17 protein-coding genes are annotated in these 20330 nt (G+C 63.9%); 2 read left to right on the forward strand and 15 right to left on the reverse strand.

Features of this window, described 5'->3' with window-relative positions:
* Positions 1-10 precede the first annotated feature (10 nt).
* The 6 genes from ACN0S5_RS15705 to ACN0S5_RS15730 form a co-directional block, all read right to left on the reverse strand.
* Positions 11-1177 carry a phytanoyl-CoA dioxygenase family protein gene (locus ACN0S5_RS15705; RefSeq protein ID WP_417209677.1) on the reverse strand — a complete coding sequence of 389 codons (1167 nt, stop codon included), beginning with the start codon at positions 1175-1177 and terminating at the stop codon, positions 11-13.
* Positions 1174-1404, reverse strand: a complete 231-nt coding sequence (locus ACN0S5_RS15710; protein WP_417209678.1) for a hypothetical protein — start codon at positions 1402-1404, stop codon at positions 1174-1176. The genes ACN0S5_RS15705 and ACN0S5_RS15710 overlap by 4 nt, the downstream gene beginning before the upstream one ends.
* Positions 1405-1408: 4 nt before the next feature.
* Positions 1409-2308, reverse strand: coding sequence for a myo-inosose-2 dehydratase (gene iolE / locus ACN0S5_RS15715; protein WP_417209679.1), 900 nt, complete (start codon positions 2306-2308; stop codon positions 1409-1411).
* Between the two features lie 73 nt (positions 2309-2381).
* Positions 2382-4205, reverse strand: coding sequence for a 3D-(3,5/4)-trihydroxycyclohexane-1,2-dione acylhydrolase (decyclizing) (gene iolD / locus ACN0S5_RS15720; RefSeq protein ID WP_417209680.1), 1824 nt, complete (start codon positions 4203-4205; stop codon positions 2382-2384).
* A 3-nt stretch (positions 4206-4208) separates the two neighbouring features.
* Entirely contained in the window at positions 4209-6107 is a 1899-nt protein-coding gene (locus tag ACN0S5_RS15725; RefSeq protein ID WP_417209681.1) for a bifunctional 5-dehydro-2-deoxygluconokinase/5-dehydro-2-deoxyphosphogluconate aldolase, read from the reverse strand.
* A gap of 333 nt (positions 6108-6440) precedes the next feature.
* Complete coding sequence (locus ACN0S5_RS15730) at positions 6441-7472, reverse strand: LacI family DNA-binding transcriptional regulator (RefSeq protein WP_417209682.1); 1032 nt, start codon at positions 7470-7472, stop codon at positions 6441-6443.
* A 136-nt stretch (positions 7473-7608) separates the two neighbouring features.
* Between ACN0S5_RS15730 and ACN0S5_RS15735 the strand changes: the two genes are divergently transcribed.
* Positions 7609-8733, forward strand: coding sequence for a Gfo/Idh/MocA family protein (locus tag ACN0S5_RS15735; protein WP_417209683.1), 1125 nt, complete (start codon positions 7609-7611; stop codon positions 8731-8733).
* Here the strand turns inward: ACN0S5_RS15735 and ACN0S5_RS15740 are convergent.
* The 8 genes from ACN0S5_RS15740 to ACN0S5_RS15775 form a co-directional block, all read right to left on the reverse strand.
* Positions 8723-9616 carry a hypothetical protein gene (locus ACN0S5_RS15740; RefSeq protein ID WP_417209684.1) on the reverse strand — a complete coding sequence of 298 codons (894 nt, stop codon included), beginning with the start codon at positions 9614-9616 and terminating at the stop codon, positions 8723-8725. The genes ACN0S5_RS15735 and ACN0S5_RS15740 overlap by 11 nt on opposite strands.
* A 75-nt stretch (positions 9617-9691) precedes the next feature.
* Positions 9692-10162, reverse strand: a complete 471-nt coding sequence (locus tag ACN0S5_RS15745; protein WP_417209685.1) for a MarR family winged helix-turn-helix transcriptional regulator — start codon at positions 10160-10162, stop codon at positions 9692-9694.
* A gap of 201 nt (positions 10163-10363) precedes the next feature.
* Positions 10364-11092 carry an OmpA family protein gene (locus ACN0S5_RS15750; protein WP_417209686.1) on the reverse strand — a complete coding sequence of 243 codons (729 nt, stop codon included), beginning with the start codon at positions 11090-11092 and terminating at the stop codon, positions 10364-10366.
* A 13-nt stretch (positions 11093-11105) separates the two neighbouring features.
* Complete coding sequence (locus ACN0S5_RS15755) at positions 11106-13673, reverse strand: DUF4384 domain-containing protein (RefSeq protein WP_417209687.1); 2568 nt, start codon at positions 13671-13673, stop codon at positions 11106-11108.
* Positions 13674-13716: 43 nt separating this feature from the next.
* Complete coding sequence (locus ACN0S5_RS15760) at positions 13717-15606, reverse strand: SH3 domain-containing protein (protein ID WP_417209688.1); 1890 nt, start codon at positions 15604-15606, stop codon at positions 13717-13719.
* 153 nt (positions 15607-15759) lie between these two features.
* On the reverse strand, positions 15760-16488 hold the full coding sequence (locus ACN0S5_RS15765) for an amino acid ABC transporter ATP-binding protein (RefSeq protein ID WP_417209689.1): 729 nt from the start codon (positions 16486-16488) through the stop codon (positions 15760-15762).
* Positions 16488-17300 (reverse strand): amino acid ABC transporter permease, encoded by an 813-nt coding sequence (locus tag ACN0S5_RS15770; protein WP_417209690.1) that lies wholly within the window; start codon positions 17298-17300, stop codon positions 16488-16490. The genes ACN0S5_RS15765 and ACN0S5_RS15770 overlap by 1 nt, the downstream gene beginning before the upstream one ends.
* Positions 17301-17428: 128 nt before the next feature.
* Positions 17429-18244: an ABC transporter substrate-binding protein gene (locus tag ACN0S5_RS15775; RefSeq protein WP_417209691.1), complete on the reverse strand. Its 816-nt coding sequence runs from the start codon at positions 18242-18244 to the stop codon at positions 17429-17431.
* 229 nt (positions 18245-18473) lie between these two features.
* Here ACN0S5_RS15775 and ACN0S5_RS15780 point away from each other — a divergent pair, with 229 nt between their 5' ends.
* Positions 18474-19292, forward strand: a complete 819-nt coding sequence (locus tag ACN0S5_RS15780; RefSeq protein WP_417209692.1) for a phosphodiesterase — start codon at positions 18474-18476, stop codon at positions 19290-19292.
* 156 nt (positions 19293-19448) lie between these two features.
* Here ACN0S5_RS15780 and ACN0S5_RS15785 read toward each other — a convergent pair.
* On the reverse strand, positions 19449-20330 hold an 882-nt coding region (locus tag ACN0S5_RS15785), incomplete at its 5' end, for an aldo/keto reductase (RefSeq protein ID WP_417209693.1).

Consider the following 20330-nt stretch of genomic DNA (forward strand, 5'->3'; position numbering starts at 1 on the left):
GGGTCTCCGGTCAGGGCTGTCGGCGGGCGTTCTGGGCGTCCAGCGCGGCGGCGAAGTCCTCTGTCGAGAGGCCCTCGGCCAGCGCGCGGTGGAACAGGGCGTTCTGGGTTTCGGGGGCAAGTCCGCCCAAGGGTGGGTCATTGTCGAGGTTGGTGGGGAAGGAATAGCCCTCGGCGGCAGAGGCGATGGCGGCATTGAGGCCGGTGTCATCCAGCGCGCCCTGCGCCCTGAGCGATTGAACCGCCGGGTAGAGGGCGCGGCACATGGCCGTGCGGTCGATGGTTTCCATCGCCCGTCCCAGCGCCGAGGAGATCTGGAGCAGGTTGGCCATGCGCTGGATGCCGCTGCTGCGGTTCTCTCCGGCGGCGTGGAACAGCGCCGGGTTGAAGAACACCGCGTCGCCTTTGGCCAGCGGCAGTTGAATGCAGTTCTCTTCAAAATACTCGCGGAAATCGTCGCGCCGGTAGGCCATGTAGCCGGGGCGGAACAGCTGCGAGAACGGCAGCAGCTTGGTCGGGCCGCTTTCGATCGGCATGTCGCAATGGGCCACGGCGCCTTGCAGCGTCATCACCGAGGACAGGTCATGCACATGGGCCGGGAACCGCGCCGCGACCTCCGCCGTCTGGAACCCTAGGTGATAGTCCCGGTGCGCGCTTTGCGCCTGACCGCCGGGGCGGACAAGGTTCACCTGCGCGGTCATCTGGTAGAAGGGGCCAAGCCATGCCTCGCAGACGGCGGCGATGGCCGTGTTGGCGTAATACAGCGCAAAGGCCTGCGGGTCCTCGATGCAGTGCTTTTGCAGCGCGTTCCAGATCCGCGCATTGCTGCCCGCCTTGGCGAAATGGTCGCCCGCGCCTTTGCCGGCCTCTTGTTCGCGGGCTATGATCCGCTCAAAGATCGCGGTGGCGGCGTCGATGGGCGCGGTGTCGGCATAGGCCCCCTTCAGCGCCAGAACCCCGGACGAGCGGCCCAGCACAAAGCCCCATTCGGCCAGCAGTTCGGCCCGTTGCACCGGGTCGGACAGCACCCCCTGTAGGGCCGCCATGTCGTAGACCGGCACGTTCTTGTCCACCGCCGACGCAAAGCGCAGGTCCGAGGGCGACAGGCTTTGCCCTGTCAGGCGCGCGAATTCGGCAAGGTCACAGCTGGTGACGTCGAAATAGGCTATGTCTTTCATGACGATCCTCCTTCGTCGGGGTGCTTTTTGCGGATCGCCTCTGGGTCGAAGGCGATAAAGAACTGATGCGCGCAATAGACGCCGACGGCGGCAAAGAGCGTGGCCCAGAGCGGGTTGCCCCAGCTGAGTTCCAGCCCCGCCCAGCCAAGGCACAGCGCCACGGTTGCGATCCGCCGCCAGAGCGGCAGGAAAAACGGGTGCTGGACGTCCATTGCGCGGTTTTTCATGGCTCTACCCGTCGATGTCCAGGCCGGCCTTGGCGCAGACCTGCAAGATGTGCTGATAGCCCTTTTGCGAGTAGTCATAGGGCGGGGCCTTGGCCGGGTCCTGTTCCGCCTCGACCACGATCCAGCCGTTGTAGTCCATTGCCTTCAGCTTGTCCGCGACGGCCTGAAAGTCGATGCAGCCATCACCGGGCACGGTGAAGGCACCGGCGATCACCGCGTCGAGGAACGAGCGGTTGTTGGCCCGCACATCCGCGACCACATCCGGGCGGATGTCTTTGAAATGCACATGTCTGACGCGGTGCGACCAGCGATCCAGCGTGCGCATCACATCGCCGCCGCCGAACAGCAGGTGGCCGGTGTCAAAGCACAGCTGGACCGCGTCCGTGGACCCTTCCATCAGCCAGTTCACATCGTCTTCGTCCTCGCAGAACGAGCCCATGTGGTGATGGTAGGCCATCGGCATGCCCTGATCCGCCATCCATTTGGCCAGTTCGGACAGTTTGGCGGCATAGGCCAGCACCTCGTCTCTGGACAGTTTGGGGCGGTTGTTGACCGGGGTGCCGATCTGGCCCTGCACGGTGGTCGAGCATTCCGCGTAGACGATGCAGGGGCTGTTCAGGGCGACAAACTGGTCGACCTGCTGGCGCACCGCCTCGATTTCCTGCGCCACGTCGTTGACCAGCAGGTTGCCCGAGCACCAGCCGCCGCAGAGCGCGATGTCATATTTGTCGAGGTAGGCGCGCAGGCCTTCGGTGTCATGCGGCATCCGCTGGCCGCGTTCGACGCCGGTATAGCCGATCTCGCGGCTTTCCTTCAGCGCCTGTTCCATCGTGTAGGCGGCGGTGAGGTCGGGCAGGTCGTCGTTCTGCCAGGCAATGGGAGAGATCCCGATCTTGACGCTCATGGTGGTGTCTTTCCAGTTTTGGGCCAGTATTGAGGGGGGTAAGCCGGGCTTAAGCCCGGCCTACGGATCCGGATCAGCCGCGCTCTTTCAACGCTGCCTCATATCCCTTGCGGGCGTCTTGGACTTCGGCGCGGGTCGAGACCTCGGGAACGGCCACCTCCCACCACGATCCGCCATGCGGGGTGGACGGGTAGGGGTCGGTGTCGATGACCACGACAAAGGGGCCGGTCGCCTCTTTGGCACGGGCCAGCGCGTCCTCCAGTTCGGCGATGGACGAGACTTGGACAGAGGCCGCGCCCATGCTGGCGGCATGTGCGGCAAAGTCGATGTTGCTGGGGGTCTCGTGCACGCTGTGGTCCAGCAGGTTGTTGAACTCGGCCCCGCCGGTGCCCATTTGCAGCCGGTTGATGCAGCCATAGCCGCGGTTGTCGGTCACGACGACGGTGAACTTGATCCCCATCATGACGGCGGTGGCCATCTCGGAATTGGCCATCATATAGGTGCCGTCCCCGGCAAAGCAGATCACGTCGCGGTCCGGTTGGGCCATCTTGATGCCCATGGCGCCGGCGATCTCATAGCCCATGCAGGAGAATCCGTATTCCATGTGATAGGCACCGGGGCGCGGGGCCTTCCACAGTTTGTGCAACTCACCGGGCATGGTGCCCGCCGCGCACATCACCACCGTGTCGGGGCCGCTGGTCCGCTGGACCGCGCCGATCACCTGCATGTCGGTGGGCAGGGCGTTGCCATCCGTGGGCGCGTCGGTGAGCGGATCGACAGCGGCGAACCAGTCGGTTTTCAGGGCGCTGTCCACATCCTCGGCCCGGTAGTCGGCCAGTTCCAGCGCCAGGTCCGTCAGGCCGGTCTTTGCGTCCGATTGCAGCGGCAGCGCGCCGTGTTTCTCCGCGTCATAGGCGTTGACGTTCAGGCTGATCAGGGTCCGGCCGGGGGTCTTGAACAGCGACCATGACCCGGTTGTGAAATCCTGAAACCGGGTGCCGACGCCCAGCACCAGATCGGCCTCGCCGCAGGCGGTGTTGGCCGAAGCCGCGCCGGTGACGCCCACGGGGCCAAGGTTCAGCGGATGATCCCATGCCAGCGCCGATTTGCCCGCCTGCGTTTCGACCACGGGGATGTTGTGCGTCTCGGCAAAGTCCTGCAACTGGGCGCAGGCGTCCGCGTAATGCACGCCGCCCCCGGCGATGATCACCGGGCGTTTGGCGGCGCGGATCTTGTCCACGACGCGGTGCAGTTCGTGATGATCCGGGCGGATGCGGCGCTGATACCATGTTTTCGGCTCAAAGAATGCCTGCGGATAATCATAGGCCTCGGCCTGCACGTCCTGACAGAAGGCAAGGCAGACCGGCCCGCAGGCGGCCGGATCGGTCAGCACGGCCATCGCGCGGGGCAGGGCGGTGAGCAGGTGCTCGGGTCGGGAGATGCGGTCAAAGTAGCGCGTCACCGGACGGAAACAGTCGTTTGCAGAGACCGTGCCGTCGCCGAAATCCTCGACCTGTTGCAGGACCGGGTCCGGGCCACGGTTGGCGAAGACGTCACCGGGCACCAGCAGGACCGGCAGGCGGTTCACATGCGCCAGCGCGGCGGCGGTGACCATATTGGTGGCTCCGGGGCCGATGGACGACGTCACCATCATCGCGCGCTTGCGCTGGGACTGTTTGGCAAAGGCGATGGCGGCATGCGCCATGGTCTGTTCGTTGTGGCCGCGCCATGTGGGGAAGTCGTCCTTGGCCCCGTGCAGCGCCTCGCCCAGCCCGGCGACGTTGCCATGGCCGAAGATGGCCCAGCACCCGGCCAGAAACCGGTCGCCGTCCTCGTTCATCTGCGCCGATAGGTAGCGCACCATCGCCTGAGCGGCGGTCAGTCGGATCGTCGTCATGGTTCAGTCCTCCCCGCGTGCGGCATCCCAGAAGCCGCAGAGACGTGCATAAGTGTCTTTCATCTGCGCCACGGCCTCTGCGTCCGTGATCGCGCCGGTCATCCAGGCCTTGGCCGCGTCGGCAAAGATCGTGCGGCCCACGGCAAAGCCTTTGACCAGCGGATATTGCGCGGCGACCTCAAAGCTTTGCTTCAGCGCCGCTTCCTCTGCCCCCAGACCCAGCACCACGATACCACGGGTGTTGGGGTCGTTCTCTTCGATGGCGGCGATGGATTTTTCCCACGCGGCTTTGGTGGTCATCGGCTCCAGCTTCCACCAGTCGGGGTAGACGCCCAGATTGTAGAAATGGCGGATCACCTGCGCCGTGGTGTCGTCACTCACCGGCCCGGCCTTGGAGGGGATCACCTCCAGCAGGAATTCCAGACGGTTGCGGCGGCAGGCGTGGAACAGACGGGTGACGGTGGCCTCTTGCTCGGCCTTCATGTCTGCGGTGTCGTCGGGGTGGTAGAAACACAGCACCTTGACGACGTGTTCCAGCGGCCATTCGTTCAGCCCGCCGAAATCGGGGCCGATCTCCGGCTCCAACGTCAGGGGGCGCGAGCCGGGCCATTCCACCGGGCGGCCGATCCACAGACCGGTGCCCGCCGCCTTGTACAGCGCATCGCGGCCAAGGCGCGAGTCGCAGAGCAACCCGTAGCCGGGCTGGCCGTCGGCCACCTGCGCGCAGGCCTCAAGGCAGAGTGTCTTGAACGCGCCGATCTTGTCCGCAGTCGCGCCCTCCAGATCCTCCAGCTGCATCCGGTGGTCAAAGGCAAAGACCCGCATTGTGGACCAATCGCCCTTGCGGTTGGTGGCCCAGTGCACCTGTTCCAGTTCCGCGTCCTTGCGCAGCGCGCGCTCCTTGATGCCGCGATTCAGGAAGAACTCCAGTTCCGCCCAAGACGGGTAGGCCGGGGTGCAGCCGTGACGCGAGACCGCAAAGGCCCCGCAGGCGTTGGCGTATTTCAGCGCGGTGGGCCAGTCCTGATCGGTCAGCCAGCCCTTGAGCAGGCCGGACATGAACCCATCGCCCGCGCCCAGCACGTTGAACACCTCGATCGGGAAGCCGGGGCCGCTTTGGCCCTCGTCCAGCGTGTCGGGAATGTCGCCGGTGAAGGCGACGGCACCCATTGCGCCGCGCTTGCAGACCAGCGTCGCGCCGGACACCTTGCGCACCGCGCGCAGCGCCTCGACCGTGTCGGTCGAGCCGCCCGCGATGTGAAATTCCTCTTCGGTGCCGACGATCAGGTCGAACAGATGCAGCGTCGATTGCAGCTTGGCCGTGACCTTGTCCGAGGCGATAAAGCGGCTTTCGCCATCGCCATGCCCGGCCAGCCCCCAGAGGTTCGGGCGATAGTCGATGTCCAGCGCGGTCTGCATCCCGTCGGCGCGCGCGATGGTCAGCGCCTTGAGCACGGCGGCTTCTGTGCGCGGATGGCTGAGATGGGTGCCGGTGGCGACAACCGCGCGCGCCTGAGTGACAAAGCCCTCGTCGATGTCATCCTCGCAAAGCGCCATGTCGGCACAGTTGTCGCGGTAGAAGATCAGTGGAAACTGTTCCTGATCGCGAATGCCCAGCAGGACCAGCGCGGTCAGGCGCTCCGGGTCGGTGACGACCCCACGGGTGTCGACGCCCTCTTTTTGCAGTTCCTCGGTAATGAAGCGGCCCATGTGTTCATTGCCCACACGGGTGATCAGCGCCGATTTCAGGCCCAGCCGCGCGGTCCCGGCGGCAATGTTGGTGGGCGAGCCGCCGATGTATTTGTTGAAGCTGGCCATGTCTTCCAGCCGCCCGCCGATCTGCGCGCCATAGAGATCGACCGAGGATCGGCCAATAGTGATCACATCCAGGGTCTTGCCCATAGGTTCTACCTTTTCAAATCGTCGAGGGGACGCCCCGCTCTCCTCAGCGCGGTCCGTGTTGCCGCAGGGTGGTCCGACAGAGGCGGTTGGGTCAATTCCCTCCTGCGCGCTTTGCCTCATTCATGAAAGTTTTTGAAAGCGGCGTGAAAGATACTTTGTCTCATTGCTGGCTGGCCCCGGCCTATGGTTCCGGCCCCTTGTTGCGGGCCGAACGGTTGTGCGTGGCCTCTGCCAACACCGCGCAGAGCGCCCCGGACCCAGACCGAGACACTGGCAGGGACCGGCGGCGCGCGCCCACCGGCGGCGGACGGCAATCCGGCCCGTGCCGGCACCTCAGACCGACTCCGGCAGGTACAGGTCGGGGTTCAGAAAATGTTGACCGGGGGTGGGGGCGTCTGCCTTTTGCACGGCGTCGATCATCAGCGCGACCGTATCGGTGCACAGCCGTTCCAGTGGCGTGGCGATGGACATTTCGGCGTAACGGTCCGCCAGTGCGGACCGCGATTCGGGGATCAGTTCGTGCAGGATCAGCGCCACCTGACCCGGTGCGCGCGCCTCGCGCAGCGCCGCGATGGCCCCCTCCATCCCGCCCCCGGAGCAATACAGCCCCTTGAGATCGGGATGCCGCTGCAAGAGTTCCAGCGTGGTTTCATAGGTCAACTGCCGGGTTTCGAGGTTCACCATGGTATCGAGAATGGTGAAGTCCGGCGCGTATTCGCGGAAATAGCTGCGAAATCCGGTCTCGCGCAGTTCATGCCCGTGCCAGCGATAACCCCCTACAAATACGGCAAGTTTTCCCGGTCTCGCCACCACCTTGGACATCATGTGCGCCGCGACGCGGCCCACCTTCATGTTGTTGAGCCCGATATAGCCCTGCCGGATGCCCTGCGCATAATCGTTGAGCAGGGCAAAGCAGGGGATGCCGCGATCCTGCAACTGGCTTACCGTGTCGGTGATCTGCATGTGGTTCACCGCAGAGGCCGCGATCGCGTCACACCGATCCGCCAGCCCGGCCATCAGCCCGGCGATGTCACCGGGGCTTTGCGAGGGCGCGAACTCCAGCACGATCTGGCCACGGATGCCGGGGGCGCGGGCCACGGCGGCCTCCATTTCACGCGCGACGCTTTGCCAGAAGGGTTGCCGCGCCTTGGGAAAGACAAAGCCAAAGCGGATCTCCGGCAGGTCGGCAAACATCCGTTGTCCGATCAGCGCCGCCGCGTGGTAGCCGATGCGCTGCGCCGCCTCATAGACCCGCCGCGCGGTTTCTTCGCGCACCTTGGCGCGTCCGTTCAGGACCCGATCTACCGTGGCCACACTGACACCCGATTCGCGGGCGAGATCGGTGATGGTTGGACGTTTTGCCATGAAGCCCTCGGAGATCTGAGATGGGATGGCCGCACACTATGATGGTTTTTGAAAGAAATCCAATCCCCAACTCGCATGGGCGCTGGGAATGTCGGCGGCGTTTGTCTAGGGCTGGTGCACCGAGATGGAGGATAGGATGGCAGAACTGGGAATCGGTCTGATTGGCACCGGCTTCATGGGCAAGACCCATGCGCTGGCCTTTCGTATGGCGCGGGCGGTGATGGGGGGCGATCTGCCCGAGGTGCGGCTGGAACTGCTGTGCGATGCGCCGCGCGCCAAGGCGGACAGTATGGCGGCGCAGTTCGGCTTTGCCCGCGCGACGGATGACTGGCGCGCCGTGGTGCACGATCCGCGCGTCGATGTGGTGTCGATCACCACGCCCAACGGGTTGCATCACCAGATGGCTTGCGCGGCGCTGAAGGCGGGCAAACACGTCTGGTGCGAAAAGCCGATGGCGCTGACGCTGGCCGAGGCCGAAGAGATGGCCGAGGTGGCGCGCGCGGCGGGCACAGTCACGATGGTGGGCTATAACTACATCCGCAACCCGGCGTTTCGCCATGCGCAAAAGCTGATCAACGAGGGGCGGATCGGGCGCGTGGTGCATGTGCGCGGCTGGGTCGACGAGGATTATCAGGCCGACCCGGATCTGCCATGGACATGGCGCGCACGGCTGGCGGAGGCCGGGCTGGGCACGCTGGGGGATCTGGGCTGTCATCTGGTGTCGCTGATGGTGGGTCTGTGCGGCCCGATCCAAAGCCTTGTGGCGGACATGCAGATCATCCACGAGACCCGGCCGCTGCCCGATGGCACCGGGCGCGGCGCGGTCGAGAATGAGGATACCGCGACGGCGCTGCTGCGCTTTGCCAGTGGCGCGCATGGGTCGCTGTCGACCTCGCGGTCGGCATGGGGGCGCAAGAACAGGCTGGACTGGGAGGTGCATGGCACCAAGGGCATGATCTGTTTCGCGCAGGAGCGGATGAACGAGCTAAAGTTGTACCTGAACGAAGGACCGAAATCCGAACAGGGGTTCCGCACAATCCTGACCGGCCCGGATCACCCGCCGTTCGGTGCCTTTGTCCCGGCTCCGGGGCATCAACTGGGGTTTGTCGATCTCAAGACCATCGAGGCGGCAGAGATGCTGACGGCAATCCGCGACAGCGAACAGGCCTATCCGTCGATGCAGGACGCGCTGGGGTTTGAGCGGGTGATCCACGCCGTTGCCGACAGCGCGCGGCGGGACGGTGCGCGGATCACTTTGTAACGGTGCCGTCCTCGGGTTGGGGAATGCCCTGCCACAGGGCCTTTTCCACCCGGGGCGGGTAAAACAGCGCGTTTGCGCCCAGCCCCGGCGCGACGCAGATGAAATCCAGATAGGGGCACATCATCGGCCCCGAAATCAGCGCGTTGCGGTGGGTGTCCAGCATCAGGTCCAGCGCGCTGGCGCTGCTGCCGACGGTGCCCACCGGATAGCCGGTGTTGGTCAGCATGTGGATACGATAGCCCAGCTGTTGCAGCCGGTGCAGCGCGTGGCGGTGGGTCTGCGTCTCACCTTTTTCGGTCTGCCTGCGGGTCGGCCCCTCAAAGGCGACGATGGCGGGGCGGACCTTGTGCTGGGCCATGAACTCGGCCACGACGCCGATGATGCGGCCGTCGAAACCATCGGTGTCGGATTTGAGCACGGTTTCCGGCGTCAGCGCCGCAGCGATCTCTTGCGGAGAGACGCGGGTGCCGTCAAAGATCTCACCGCCGTCCGCCTCCAGCGACGAGCCGCCGGTGCCGTGATTGATCGACAGGCGCACGCGGTCCTGCGCCGCATCCGGCACGACGATGGCATGGCTGAGGCGTACATCCGAGAACTGCGCCATGTTGCGTTCAAGGTAGTCGAAATAGCCCGCGTGCGGTTCGATCCCCCAGACCGGACCGTTTGAGAACCGGCGAAAATGGCCGATCGTGTCACCGATATTGGCCCCGATGTCGATCAGCGGGCCATCGGTGATCGCATTGTCCGCCAGAAGGGCGCGGATCAGGTTCCAATAGAGGTAATCGTACTGCGGATGCTCGCGCATGATGCGGGGCAAGTGGTGGTCCGGGGGCAGGTCAAACCGGGCGGTGCCGATTGTCAGTGTCTGGTCGTCCTGCGTCATGCCTTGTCCCTGTCTGCGGCTGTTGTCATCCCGCTTAGGCGGTGGCGTACCCACGCGGTCCCTGAAAGACAAGATTTAGATCGCAGGGTCTTCGGCCGCTTTTTCCAGCTTTTCACAGGCGGTCATGAACGTGGCGAATTCCGCATCGTCAAGATAGGCCCGCAAAGCGCGCTGGCGGTCCCGCATGCGCGGAATGGTGTGATCGAATGTCTTGCGTCCCTTGTCGGTCAGGTCGAGATGAAGGGCGCGATGGTCCACCGTGTCGCGGGTGATGGTGATCATCCCCTCGACGGCCAGCGTCTTGACGTTCCGGCTGATCAGGCCCTTGTCCATGGCGGTCAGGCGCGACAACTGGGCCGACGTGCAGCGCCCGGTGTCGCCCAGCACGGCGATAATGCGCCATTGCGTGATGGTGATCCCGGCGTGGTCACGCAGAATGCGCGAGGCCTGTGCGTTCAGCTTGGCTTGAGCCTTGGCAAGGCGGTAGGTGAGAAAGTTGCTGAGCGGGACCACGGACTGCGGCACCGCATCGTCTTTGACGTCCATGAAAAATGTTTCCTTGCCTGCACGGCTGCGCCCTGCGGTTTCCAATGTGTTGCCCGCAGGTTAGCGATGCGATTGACGCGCTGGCAAGCCTTATCGCGGCTGCCGGAACGTCAGGACATGCTGTCCCGCGATGATCTTCAGCCAATAAAAGCCCCCGCCCGAGGTGGGCGAGGGCCGAAAGATCGCAACCGTCCTGCGATGTCAGTAGCGGCAGACCGTGCTTGCGGTTTGCAGCACGGCACCCGGCGTATCGGGCAACCGCAGGAACGTCACACGGCGGTTTTCGGCCGCGCGGGGATCGTATTCGTTTTTCAGGACGTATTCGCCCCAGCCGACCGGGTAGAGCGGTACGCTGAGGTAAGCGCCTTCGATCAGGCGGGTGACAGAGGCCGCCCGGCGCAGGCTGAGATCGCAATTGTAGCCTTCGGAGCCGACGGCATCGGTATGGCCGATCACGGCGTAGGATGTGCCTTTAAGGGCGGGATCGTTCAGGGCGGCAATCAGGCTGTCGATCTTGCCGCGCTGGTCGCCCCGGACGCGGTCGCTGTCATAGTCAAACTCGATGGTGACGGCGACCGAAGGCAACGCAACCTTGCCGGTCTTGGGCGGTTCGGGCGCGTCGTATTGGGGCGGCGCGGGAGGCGGTGCCTTGCTGACAACGACCTTTTTGGTGTCGAGGTCCAGCACAAGGGTTTCGAAGGTGACAGAGGGGCCCGCGCTTTCCAACGCGATACCGTCCGGGTCGATGTCGACGCCAGCGCAGTTGGCGGCGTTTGGGTTGAGAAGGCAGCCAGCCATCTGGCTCTGCGGCTGCGGTTTGATTTCCACCAGCGGATCGGTGCCGGGGATAAAGATTTCGCCGCTCTGCGCATGGCCTGCCACGGGGGGCAGGCCAAGGCAGAGAGCGACGCTCAGGAATAGCTTTCGCATCGCTCTCATCTCCTTAGTATTCCCGGACCACGACCGAGATCTGGGCCTTGGTCACGTCGGGGTTATGTTTGGACACGGCGCGGTAGTCGACGCCGCTGTCCGTTTTCTTGGCGTCCTTGGCCCCGGCGTTGAGGTCAAGCACAAGGGTCTCGTTGACGATGCCTTCGTAGTGGTCCTTGGAGACGGCCTTGTGGCCGACCGAGCAGGACACCTTGGAGGTATCACGGGTCACCTTGTCGATGGCCGCCTGGCCGCCGTTGCAGATCGCCAGGATGGTCTCCAGCCCCGGTTCAGAGGTGCGCAGCGCCCCTTTCGGCGGGAACACGTACTGGGTGCCGCCCGGAATCACGATGTCGTCCAGACCCGGGAAGGGGTAGAGAACGCAGCTGTCGTGATCGTCGTCGATCGAGATCAGCGTCAGACGGCAGTCGTGGCGCGGTTCGATGAAGACCTGAAGTTCGTCACCGACCTTGTAGGTGGTCTGGTTGGTGTAGACCGTCAGGTGGCTTTGCGCCGCAACAGAGTGCTGGACCGGGTCATAATCGCCGCCGTATTTCTTGGCGTCGTCATGGGTCTTGATCGGCTCATCGCCTTTCACGACGTAGTCAGTGCCGGTCGGCTTGTACTTGTCGTCCTGAACCACGTAGTCCTTGGCGGGCGGCACGTAATCGGGATCGCCGGGCTTGTGATCGGCGGGCGGCACGTAGCCGGGATCGCCGGGCTTGTACTCGACAGGCTTGACCACCTTGACCTTTTTCACCGGGGCGTAATCGGTGTCCTTGACCACCTGCTTGACCGAATAGCTGAGGTCGGCGGTGACCACGTGTTCGGTCTTGTACGGGCGGTAGTCGGTCAGCTTGTCCAGCAGGACCGGATAGGCGGCCGTCCATTCATCCCGTGCAATCGGCGAGACATCCAGACGGGTCAGCAGACCGGCCATGTCATGACCGGCAAAGGCCATACGGCTGCGCAGTTGTTCTGCCGTCAGGCCCAGTTCGTTGGCCGCCTGATTGAAGTCGATGAAGTAATCGACGTGGTAGACAAACAGACCCCGCACCGGCTCTAGCCCGGCGGCCTTGATGGTCGGTTCGATCCCCGCGCTGGCGAGGGTGTTCAGGAAGGCGTCGGAGTCGCGCTTGAAGTACTCATTGATGACATCCTTGCCCGGATAGATCGCGTCGATGGTCTGACGCGCCGAGGCGGGCAGAGACAGGTTGTTCAGCGCAACCTCACGGACAGAGTCATCGTTGAAGCGCATGCCTTTGGAGTGGCACGAGATGCACGAAATCCCGTTCACAACCTCACCGGTGCCATCCGGATAGTCGGTGTCGCGCACAATCGAGGTCGGACCGACGTCGAGACGCGCACCATCGGCGGTGTTGAGGTAATAGGCGTGGAAGCCGTTGGGCAGGGTAAAGATCGACTCGCCGCCGTCATGTTCGAAGGCAAGATCGGGGCCATAGGCGTCGACCGGACCCAGCGGGTATTCGAAAAAGCTCTGGCGGCCTTTCGATCCGGCAAAGTCATAAGACGTCCAGAAGAAGCCGGTCCCAAGCGGGTGGCGTTCGATCAGACGGTTATGCGAGGACACACCCGAATCCTGAAAGCCGGCGCGGACAACCTGCTCGTTCAGGATGTTGCGGCTCATGCTGAAGCCCAGCTTGGCCTCCAGACCCTGCACGGTGTCGGGCAGACCCAGCATGTCATAGTAGAGCGGGCTGACAGAGGCGGTCGCCGTGAACCAGTCGGCACGGATGACCGGGGTCATGGAACCGGACAGGTGTTGCAGCGAACCAAGATAGGGATCGGTGTCGCTTTCCATGGCGTAGGGGTACTGCGATTCCAGATAGCCCCATGTTTCATGGGTCCAGTCCAGATCGGGCAGGAAGACGCGCAGCAGGACGCCGTGCGGATCGACCTTTTCGAACTTGTAGACGTTGGCGTTCCAGCTAAGCGCATTCAGCAGCTTGACGGTCGCCGCCAGATAGCCCTGGTAGTTTTCGTCCGTCACGTCCGGGTCGTTCCACATCGGTCGCATCGAGATATAGCGGATGCGGTCACGGCGGTTGGTGGGCTGCGCTTGCAGGTCAGTATGGGCCATGGCGTAAATGTCGGCCAACGACACGTAGGTCCGCGGTTCCGGTGCGGTGTCGCCCAGCGCGACAATCCACGCCTGAAGCTGTTCCAACTCGGCCTCTGTCGGCACACAGCTGGGGTCCCAGCAGTTGTCCGGCATCGCCGGGGCGCCGCCAGTGATCACCTGATAGAGCTTTGAATTGGCGGGGTCGCCGACGGACACGAATTTGGGGTCGTTGGCAAGGCGGCGCATATCAAGGACGTGGCCGAAACCGGCCTTGGGCTTGGTCAATCCATCGCCAAGCACACCTTCCTGGTGGCAGTCCGAACAATATTTTTGCAGGACGCCATAGGCGGCCTTTTCATAATCGGTTGCGTCGGCAGGAAGCTGATAGTTCAGATCTTCTGGATCAACCAGCAAGGTCTGATCCTGCGCCGCAGCGGGCAGGGCAAAGGCGGTCGTCAGTGCGATGACGCTCACCTTTATCAGGTCGTTGGGTTGCATGACATAAGTCTCCTGTTGAAAGAGGGCTTGGGTGGAATTCTGATTAACGGCACCGGATTGAGAGGTACTTTTTGGAGGCCCAGCCGGTCACGCCGCCGGAGCCCCGGAAGGGGTTCTTGCACTGACCCGACAGGCAGCGGATCTGTGCCCAGTTGCCGCTTTGGTTCAGCACTTGAACGGTGTCGCCGAGATACGTCTCGGAGATGATCCGGCCACGGGTGCTGGCCTGCGTCCGGATGTTCAGGAAGCCACTTCCGTCGTTGCGGGTGCGGCTGGAATAGCGTTTCAGGTTCACCACCGTGGCGGTGCACTGGGCGACCGGCTGTTCCTTGGGCTTGTTCGAGGCCAGATAGCGGTTCGAAACCCACCCATTCTGGCCGTTCGACAGGCGCACATTGTTCCAGCCGTCGCTTTCGCCCAGCACGGTCACCTTGTCGCCAAAGTCGATCCGGTTGACCACGCCGTTATGCGTGCCCGGACCGGAGCGGACGTTGAGGTGGTCGGTTCCCGTGACATACATCGTGTAGGTCTGGACGGGCGGCGGTGGTGTCACTTTCTCAGGGGTCTTGAGATAGGTGATGCGTTCGATCACAACGCGCGAGATACAATCGGCATCCGCGCCACAGCGATCACGGGTTCCGGTGCGCCAGACCGCCTGCTGGGTCGAGGTCACGGCACGGGCGGGCGATTTATACGCGCGTTCCATTTCCTCATCGAGACCGGCAAGATAGCGGTCGCCGCAGATCGTGCGTTCCGTCGCGTTCAGACCGCCGGACTTGCACCACCACAACAGCGGTGGTGTGTCGACGACCTCTTCGGGCGGCGGCGGGGGCGGCGTCACCTCGACCGGGTCGGGGGCGGTGCACAGCCGCGCGACATAGGACTTGGCGAGGATCGCATAGGGGTGATCGCCGCAGACCTGAAGGTAGGCCTCGTAGGCGAAACATTCAGAGAATTCCTTGGCCTCGTCGTACAGCGCATCGCAGAGCTTGACCGCGGTTTCGTCCTTGGTGTCGGGCGGCGGGGGCGGCGCGGTTTCGCCGGTCTCCACCGGGGGTGTCGGCGTTGGTGTCGGATCGTCGGCACCGGGCACAAAGACACCCTTCAGCACTTTGGAATGGGCCAGAATATCGCCCATCGGGATGGCGTAGTTGACCGCGTCGCGATTGGACCCGGCATGATGCAGGCCGACAACCTTTTGCAATGAGGCGTCGATCACCGGCGAGCCGGAGTTGCCCGGCAGCGTGTCGCAGGTGTGCAGCAACTGCTTGTTCGACAGGGCGGGCGCATTGGCGCGGCATTTCTCACGGCTGATGCGCTGGGCCTCTCCCATGGGATGGCCAATCACCCAGTAGGGATCGTTGTCGTGCGGCGTCACCGCCACCAGATCAAGGGTCCCGAAATCGGCCGAGGGATCGCCGATCACCTCCAGCACCGAATAGTCGAGATCCTTCGATGTCTCGATCGGGGTTGGCACCACGGTATAGCGGCGTGTGCCCTGATCGACACCCGGCTGGCGATAGCCCGCCACAAACAGCACGGAATCGATGCGGGTGGCCCCGGCGCGTTCATTGTCCAGAATGCCGGGCACGCAGTGGTGGTTGGTCAGGATGTGTTTCTTGTCGACGATAAAGGCGGTGCAGGGATAGACGCCGGTGTCGGTCAGGATGTCCAGCCGACCGACCGCCAGACCCAGCTTTGAGAACACGCTGTTTTCGGAGTAGTTGAGGATCGGCTCATTGTTGTAGTCGCCAATCGCCAGTTCAAGGGTGATGTCGCTGCCCCCCGCCGCGGACTGGTTGCGGCTGAGCACGACACTGCCAAAGCTTGTGCGGTCAAACCCGACAAAATCCTGCGCGCGCACCGGGGCCGGCGCGATGGCCGACAGCCCCAGTGAGGCGATCAGTGTTGCCAGAGCAGCAGACGTACGCACAGCATGTCCCCTTTGTAAAAATGACTATTAACAAGTTGCCTTGATGTTCCTTCAGAAGGGCCACTCCGTCAACGAAGGAAAACCCGACCTTCGGAAAAGTCAGGGAAAATCCGGCATTTGAAGTACATGAATCGGGGTTTTGTCCGGTTGCGCCTAAAGCACGCGGGACAGGAAGGCGCGCGTGCGCTCTTGTCCGGGGGCCCCGAAGAGCTGCTCCGGGGGGCCGGATTCGAGAATTCGGCCACGATCCAGAAAGCAGACCGTGTCGGCCAGTTCGCGGGCAAAGCCCATTTCATGGGTGGCCAGAACCATGGTCATGCCCTCGGTGCGCAACTGGCGCAGCACGTCCAGCACCTCTCCCACCAGTTCGGGATCGAGGGCCGAGGTGATCTCGTCGAACAGCATGATCTGCGGTTTCATCGCCAGCGCGCGGACGATGGCCACGCGTTGTTGCTGCCCCCCTGACAGTTGGTCGGGGTAGTGGTGCATCCGGTCGGCAAGCCCAAAGCGCGCGAAAAGCTCTGCCAGCTTGGGTTCGAGCTCTTCGCGGGGGGTGCGGTGGACCCGGCGGGGAGCCAGCAGCGCGTTGTCGAGCGCGGTCATGTGCGGGAAAAGATTGAAGCTCTGGAACACCATGCCGATGCGCTGGCGCACCGGTTGGGGATCATAGCCGGGTTCCGAGATGTCCACGCCGTCCAGCGTGATGGTGCCGTCGTCAATCGGCTCCAGCAGGTTCATGCAGCGCAGAAGCGTGGATTTGCCCGACCCGGACGCGCCGATCAGGCAGATCATCTGACCGCTGGACACCGTCAGGTCGACGCCTTGGAGCACCGGATTTTTGCCAAAGCTTTTCTGCACGGCGTTCAGGACAAGTGTGGGCATCAGCTGCGGGCCTTGCGCTGGCGGTTCATCAGGTGATCGGCGTAGCGGGTTGCCGGAATGGTGATCGCCAGAAACACCAGCGCCGCGCCGACGTAAGGCGTGAAATTGGCCAGCAGGGACTTGTAGACACCCGCCTGTCGGAAAATCTCGACCGGGCCGATGAAAGACAGCAGCGCCACGTCTTTTTGCAGCGCGATGAACAGGTTCATATTGGCGGGCACAACCCGGCGGATCGCCTGCGGCAGGATCACAAAGCGCATGGTGTCGGAGGACGACAGCCCCAGCGACAGCGCGGCGGCGCGCTGGCTGTCGTGAATGGATTCGATGCCGGAACGGATGACCTCTGCCACATAGGCGGCATAGACCAGCACCAGCGCCAGCGAGCCCCAGATATAGGGCGAATTCCACGGCCGCGGCAGGCCCAGACCGGGAATGCCAAAGCCGATCAGGTAGATCACGAGGATCACCGGCAGACCCCGGAAGATATCCGTGTAGAGGATGGCCAGCAGCCGGACCGGATAGAGCGCCGGGGTGCGCAGGTCGCGCGCCACGGCCACCGCCAGCCCAAGCGCCGCGATCAAGGGCGCGCACCATGCAAAGATCGCGATGTCCATCAGGAACGCGTTCAGCAGGCCCGGAAAGGTCTTTGCAAAGATCGCGCCGTTGAAAAAGCTGCGCTGCACCGCCTCCCATCCCGGCGCCAGCGGCACCAGCACGATCAGCGCAAGCAGCACCGCGCCGGTGGACCCGGCGGCGATCAGGTTGGCGCGTCGGCGCTGGCGGGATTCGAAGATCTGTCGGCGGGTGGGCATGGATCGGCCTGTAGGACGAAAAAGCACCGGGGGAAAGGGGGCGCTGCCCCCGTCCCTGCGGGACTCCCCCGGCGGTATTTGGACAGAGAAGAAGCCGGGGCGCGGCGCGGGACCGGCCCCGAGGCGACCTATTCGATGACCGGGACGCCGGTTGTGGCTTGCAGCCATTCGGCCTCGATCTTGGCCAGTTTGCCGCTTTCCCTGAGCGCGGTCAGGGCGGCGTCGACGCAGGATTTCAATGGGTTACCTTCTTCGAGCAGCATGCCGAACTGGTCGGGGTTTTCGCTGCGCTCTGGCGGGAACTGACCAAGGATCACGCCGTCATTGACCACCACCGCCGAGAGGTACAGCGCGGTGGGCAGGTCAAACAGCGCGGCGTCGATCTGGCCCGCCTGCATGGCGGCGGTCACGTCGACGTTGTCGCCATAAAGCATGGGCTGTTTGTCGGGGCCGATCAGGTCGGTCAGCATCGGCACGGCGGTGGTGTTGGCGTCGGCCCCCCAGAGCAGGGTTTTCAGGCTGGCGACGGTTGGGGCGGCGCCGCCGTCGACCACGGCTTTCGTGGTCAGGACCGCCATCGCCGAGCTGTAGTAGGGCAAGGAGAAATCGACCACCTGTTCGCGTTCCTCGGTGATCGAGAACTGTTGCAGGTTGACGTCGAAATCCTTGGCGCCGGGCTGGATCGACTGGTCGAAGGAGGTGCGCACCCATGTCACCTGATCGGGGCCAAAGCCCATCTCGGCGGCGACGGCATAGGCCACGGCGGCCTCGAACCCCTTGCCGCTTTCGGGGGCGTCGTCCAGCACCCAGGGAAAGAACGCGGGGTTGCCGGTGGCGACGGTGAAGGTGCCATCGGTCAGGGTTTTGCCCGCAGCGCAGTCGTTTTGCGCAAAGGCCGCGCCGGAGAGGCCGCAGGCAAGCGCGGTGAGAGTCATGAGTTTCATCGGAAAGGTCCCTGTCGGATTATGGTTGCGCACAGAGTTGCCGCCGGGGCGGGACTTGTCAATTTTGCCATGCGCACCGCGCGTCCCCGCAGTCTGGGTTCATCGCCCAAGAGACTGTCACAAAGGCGTTTTTTCCTGTCACTCCCGGATTGCCGCCGCCCCTGGATTTGTCTTAATCCTGTTGCGCCGCCGGTCTATTGTCGGCGGGATTCGGGTTGGGGCACGCGCCATGAAATTTATCCATATGTCCGATATCCATCTTGGGACGCCGGGGATGCTGGTCGAGGGGATTGATCCGCACGCGCGCCTTGCGCGCGCCTTTGGTCACATCGCCGAGCATCACTCGGATGCGGCACGGTTGGTCATCACCGGCGACCTCACCCATTGGGCCGACCCCGCGGCCTATGCCGCGCTGAAACAGGCGCTGCGGGTGTTGCCGATGCCGGTGCGTCTGATGGTGGGCAACCATGACGACCGGGCAGTGTTTCTGGACCATTTCCCCGACCATCCGCGCGACGCGGGCGGGTTCATCAACCACGCCGAGGATCTGCCCGAAGGGCGGTTCATCTATTGCGACACGGTGCAGGCGGCGACCCATGCGGGTCATTTCTGCCCGGCCCGGCGGGGCTGGTTGCAGGGCCAGCTGGAGGGTTGCCGCACGGCCTATTTGTTCTTTCACCACAATCCGTTGCATCTGGGCGATCCATCGACCGACATGCTGTCACTGAACGACGCGGATCAGGTGCCGCTGCGGGCCTTGCTCAAGGCGCATCGGGACAGGATCGCGCATATCTTTTTTGGCCATGTGCATGAGCCGCTGTCGGGCACCTTGGCGGGTATTCCGTTTTCCGGGGTGCCGTCGACAGTGCATCAGGTGATCCCGAACCTGTCGCCCTCCAGGGTTTCGGGCATGGCACCGCTGGAGCCGTCCTACCGCGTGGTGCTGCTCCGGGGTGAGGACGTGGTGGTGCACCAGATCCCCTTTGCCTGGGAGGGCGACGTGAGCTGGCATGGCAACGACTGGGAAGACTGGCGGAAAGAGGGCTGAGGCGTGGCCGGGGAAAACCGCCGCGAATCGGGGTTAACGCCCTGGTTTTGCGGATTTTTCGGCATGTGAAAACCATGCACAGAGCATGCACAATCCATGCGCATGAAACCGCGCGGATGCCGGGGTTAACGGAGCGTGCGCTGACGCGAAGGCGCGTCAGCCGGGTTTGTAGTCGCGGTTGGCCTCGGGGTCTTCGTCGGCAAAGGGCAGGGCCATCAGGTCATCCCAAAGCGCGGCGGGCAGTTTCATCGCCGCCCAGTCCATGGTTTTTTGCACCCGTTCGGGGCTGGACACGCCGATCACCGTCGAGGTGATGCGCGGGTCGCGCAGCGAGAATTGCAGCGCCGCGACCCCGGTGGGCACGCCGTGGCGGGCGCAGATCTCTTCGATGGCGCGGACCGGGGCAAGTGCCGCGTCGTCGGCCTCTTGATAGGTGACGCGGGGCATGGCGGCGCTGCCCTTGGCCAGCACGCCACCGGCAAAGGGGGCGGCGTTCAGGATGGCGATGCCTTGGTCATAGGCATAGTCGAACATCGCATCCGCCGAGCGGTTCAGCAGGGTAAAGCGGTTGTGTGAGATCAGCGCATCAAACGGATAGGCGCGCAGGATCGGCTCCATGATGTCGAGGCGGCCCATGGCAAGGCCGACGGCCTGCGCGAGCCCCTCTTCCTTGAGCTTGAACAATTCGTCCAGCGCGCCGCCTTCGCCGGTGATCTCATCCAGATCGCGGGCGTGTTCGGGGTCATGCAGGTGCAGCAGCGGGACGCTGTCGAGGTTGAGCGCGGTCAGGCTTTCCTCCAGCGACTGGCGCACGCGGGCGGCGTCGAAGCGGCGGGTGTCCATGTCGCGGTCCAGTTTGGTCGACAGGACAAAGCCGTCGGGGAGGCCGCCGCGCTCCTTGATGACCTGTCCGATGCGTTCCTCTGACCGGCCAAAGCCGTAGTTTCGCGAGGTGTCGAGGAAGTTCACCGGGCCGTCGAAGATGGCGTTGACGGTGTTTCGGGCGCGGTCCTCGCTGACGGAATAGCCGTAGGTGTC

This window comes from Antarctobacter sp. (assembly GCF_048262615.1).
GTDB lineage: Bacteria > Pseudomonadota > Alphaproteobacteria > Rhodobacterales > Rhodobacteraceae > Antarctobacter.

What these genes read in the sequence shown, in the direction of transcription:
- ACN0S5_RS15705 (WP_417209677.1), bottom strand. Translation starts at nt 1,177, where the DNA reads ATGAAAGACATAGCCTATTTCGACGTCACCAGCTGTGACCTTGCCGAA.
- ACN0S5_RS15710 (WP_417209678.1), bottom strand. Translation starts at nt 1,404, where the DNA reads ATGAAAAACCGCGCAATGGACGTCCAGCACCCGTTTTTCCTGCCGCTC.
- iolE (WP_417209679.1), bottom strand. Translation starts at nt 2,308, where the DNA reads ATGAGCGTCAAGATCGGGATCTCTCCCATTGCCTGGCAGAACGACGAC.
- iolD (WP_417209680.1), bottom strand. Translation starts at nt 4,205, where the DNA reads ATGACGACGATCCGACTGACCGCCGCTCAGGCGATGGTGCGCTACCTA.
- ACN0S5_RS15725 (WP_417209681.1), bottom strand. Translation starts at nt 6,107, where the DNA reads ATGGGCAAGACCCTGGATGTGATCACTATTGGCCGATCCTCGGTCGAT.
- ACN0S5_RS15730 (WP_417209682.1), bottom strand. Translation starts at nt 7,472, where the DNA reads ATGGCAAAACGTCCAACCATCACCGATCTCGCCCGCGAATCGGGTGTC.
- ACN0S5_RS15735 (WP_417209683.1), top strand. Translation starts at nt 7,609, where the DNA reads ATGGCAGAACTGGGAATCGGTCTGATTGGCACCGGCTTCATGGGCAAG.
- ACN0S5_RS15740 (WP_417209684.1), bottom strand. Translation starts at nt 9,616, where the DNA reads ATGACGCAGGACGACCAGACACTGACAATCGGCACCGCCCGGTTTGAC.
- ACN0S5_RS15745 (WP_417209685.1), bottom strand. Translation starts at nt 10,162, where the DNA reads ATGGACGTCAAAGACGATGCGGTGCCGCAGTCCGTGGTCCCGCTCAGC.
- ACN0S5_RS15750 (WP_417209686.1), bottom strand. Translation starts at nt 11,092, where the DNA reads ATGCGAAAGCTATTCCTGAGCGTCGCTCTCTGCCTTGGCCTGCCCCCC.
- ACN0S5_RS15755 (WP_417209687.1), bottom strand. Translation starts at nt 13,673, where the DNA reads ATGCAACCCAACGACCTGATAAAGGTGAGCGTCATCGCACTGACGACC.
- ACN0S5_RS15765 (WP_417209689.1), bottom strand. Translation starts at nt 16,488, where the DNA reads ATGCCCACACTTGTCCTGAACGCCGTGCAGAAAAGCTTTGGCAAAAAT.
- ACN0S5_RS15770 (WP_417209690.1), bottom strand. Translation starts at nt 17,300, where the DNA reads ATGCCCACCCGCCGACAGATCTTCGAATCCCGCCAGCGCCGACGCGCC.
- ACN0S5_RS15775 (WP_417209691.1), bottom strand. Translation starts at nt 18,244, where the DNA reads ATGAAACTCATGACTCTCACCGCGCTTGCCTGCGGCCTCTCCGGCGCG.
- ACN0S5_RS15780 (WP_417209692.1), top strand. Translation starts at nt 18,474, where the DNA reads ATGAAATTTATCCATATGTCCGATATCCATCTTGGGACGCCGGGGATG.